Origin of the sequence: Pseudomonas edaphica (assembly GCF_005863185.1) — a bacterium.
Classification (GTDB): Bacteria; Pseudomonadota; Gammaproteobacteria; order Pseudomonadales; family Pseudomonadaceae; genus Aquipseudomonas; species Aquipseudomonas edaphica.
This window is the reverse complement of record NZ_VBVZ01000948.1, coordinates 1-1,535: the sequence shown is the minus strand read 5'-3', so window position 1 is coordinate 1,535 and position 1,535 is coordinate 1. Positions and strand designations below refer to the sequence as shown.

Genomic DNA, 1,535 nt, shown 5'->3' with positions numbered 1-1,535 from the left:
AGGTGTCCGCATCGCAGGCAAGCCAGCTCCCACATTTGCATCTCTACATGACTTAAGTGCTTTATCGTCCAGCACTGCGCTCGGCATTGCGGATCGAAATCTGCGTATTCAACGTCCAGAAGTCATACAGCACCCCGATCAGGAACAAACCGCCGGTCAACAGGTAGATCAGGCCGGTGATCCATTTGCCCTGGTACATGCGGTGCAAGCCGAATACACCCAGGAACGCCAACAGAATCCAGGCCACGTTGTATTCGATCGGGCCGGCGGTAAAACGCAGGTCTGCTTCACGGTCCATGGCCGGGATCAGGAACAAGTCGATCAGCCAACCGATACCGAACAGGCCGAAGGTGAAAAACCAGATCGTCCCGGTCACGGGTTTGCCGTAATAGAAGCGATGCGCCCCGGTAAAACCAAAAATCCAAAGCAGGTAACCGATCACCTTGCTGTGGGTGTCTTGCTGCGTAACATCCTGTCGATAGGTGTTCATGGAGTACCTCTTTTGCCTCGATAGATAAATTTTTTCATTTTCTTTGTGACTTTTTTACGGGCGCCCGACGCACGGCAAATGGTATCTTCCCTCCCGCAAAGCCTTATGCCACCTGACTTCTGTAGGACAATAGCGGCAATTCGTCGCGTTTTTCCTGAGTTTGACCCCAGAGTTCAGTCGACAAACGGCCTGAGAACGACACAAAAAGCTGTTATAAAGTTGCGCGCAAACCTAAAAGAGCCACGCCTAATGCGACCATTTTTCAAGACATGGCTAACCATTTGCCTATTAATGCCACTGGCCGCCCACGCCACCAATCGTGAGCAACGTCTTCCTAACGTTAACGGTTTCACCCCTAAAGTTCACAGCACACCCAGCACTGCCAAGTCGGTAAAGCTGACCGTCAACCGCCCGACTCAAGTGAGCAAGGCCCACGGTAAAGCGATCCACACCCAACTGGCCGTCAACACCAAACAAAGCAGCAATGTCCTCAGCCGCGCCGTTAACGTGCTCGGTACTCCTTATCGTTGGGGCGGCAGCAGCCCAAGTAAAGGGTTCGACTGCAGCGGTTTGGTGAAATATGCGTTTAATGATGTAAAAGCGGTGGATTTGCCCCGCACCTCCAACGCCATGGCTGCCGGCCACGGCTTGAAGGTTGATCGCAAGGACTTGAAACCTGGCGACCTGTTGTTCTTCAAACTCAAGAGCCGCCAGGTCAACCACGTTGCCATCTACCTGGGCAACGACCGCTTTATCCACGCACCGCGCCGTGGCAAGTCGGTGAGCATCGACACACTGAAAAAGCCGTTCTGGGACAAGAACTACGTGATTGCCAAGCGTGTTCTGCCTAAAGAGCAGAATAACCTGCGGGTTGTTCAGCGCTGATCCCAGGCTGAATGCACTACAAAATGTGGGAGCTGGCTTGCCTGCGATGACGGTGTGCCAGTCGACAGAGATGTCGCCTGGCAGTTGGCTATCGCAGGCAAGCCAGCTCCCACATTTTGTAGTGCATTCAGCCTGGGATCAGCGCTGAACAACCCGCAGG

At 53.6% G+C, this 1,535-nt stretch carries 2 protein-coding genes; one reads left to right on the top strand and one right to left on the bottom strand.

The window, feature by feature from the left end; genetic code table 11:
- Positions 1-61: 61 nt before the first annotated feature.
- Complete coding sequence (locus tag FEM54_RS32370; RefSeq protein WP_138454259.1) at positions 62-490, bottom strand: NINE protein; 429 nt, start codon at positions 488-490, stop codon at positions 62-64.
- A gap of 249 nt (positions 491-739) precedes the next feature.
- Here FEM54_RS32370 and FEM54_RS32365 point away from each other — a divergent pair, with 249 nt between their 5' ends.
- A complete protein-coding gene (locus FEM54_RS32365; protein ID WP_017139450.1) occupies positions 740-1,375 on the top strand; it encodes a C40 family peptidase in 636 nt (211 codons plus the stop codon).
- The last annotated feature ends 160 nt before the right edge of the window (positions 1,376-1,535 follow it).